At 71.3% G+C, this 874-nt stretch carries 1 protein-coding gene; it reads left to right on the top strand.

What is annotated here, in order from left to right; genetic code table 11:
* The coding region (locus FNQ90_RS25185) for an NADase-type glycan-binding domain-containing protein (RefSeq protein WP_407699446.1) at positions 1-809 on the top strand (809 nt) is incomplete at its 5' end.
* Positions 810-874 lie beyond the last annotated feature (65 nt).

The following is an 874-nucleotide window of genomic DNA, read 5'->3' as shown; positions in this document are numbered from 1 at the left end:
GGACCGCCCCCGCCCGGCCCCGCGCGACGGGACCCGGCCGGGAGGTCGGGGCCGAGGGGGGCGTGCCCTGCCGCTGGTGCGGGATGTCCAACCACCCGGGCCGGCACTACTGCGCCCGCTGCGCCATGTCCATGGCGGCGACCGAGGAGCAGGCGGACCCCGAGCGCCTTCCGTGGTGGCGACGGCTGTTCGACCACCGTGACGAGGAGGTTCCATGGGCCGGTGATCGTCCCCTGCCGGACCGTGGTCTGCGGTACCTGCTCAGGTGGATGCTCATCGGGGTCGTGGCCTCCCTGCTGATCCTCGGCCTCGTTCGACTGCCCGGTGCCGTCGAGGCGGCCCGCGACCACTTCGCCGAGCGCGCCCCGGTGGCCCCGAACCGTGTCGACGCCTCCTGGTCCTACGGCGACCAAGGCCCCGAACTGGCCTTCGACAAGCTCAACAACACCTGGTGGGGGCCGGGCGTCTCGCAGGCCGGGGTGGGCGAGTGGATCGAAGCCCGCTTCGACGAGCCCGTCGACCTCCTCGATGTCGTCATCACTCCCGGCGTCTCCATCCGCGCCGACCAACTCGGCGAATCCGCCCTCCCGCGTCGCATGGAGGTGGAGATCACCCACGCCAACGGCATGAAGACCACCCGCGACCTCACCCTGGACCAGGGCGTGGGACCGCAGCACCGCGGCTTCCGCGCCAAGCGGGTCGTCACCGTCCGCTTCGTCCTCGACACCGCGTACGCCGCCTCCGACGACAAACAGGTCGCCATCGCCGAGATCGAGTTCTTCGGCCCCTCGACCAGGGACTTCCTCTGACCGGGACGCACCCCACCGAACAGGCACCGAACAGGCGAAGAACGTGAACACCGACACCTCCCCCC

The sequence above is a fragment of the Streptomyces alkaliphilus genome, assembly GCF_014141535.1.
GTDB classification, from domain to species: Bacteria; Actinomycetota; Actinomycetes; order Streptomycetales; family Streptomycetaceae; genus Streptomyces; species Streptomyces alkaliphilus.
This window is presented reverse-complemented; position numbering and strand designations above follow the sequence as displayed.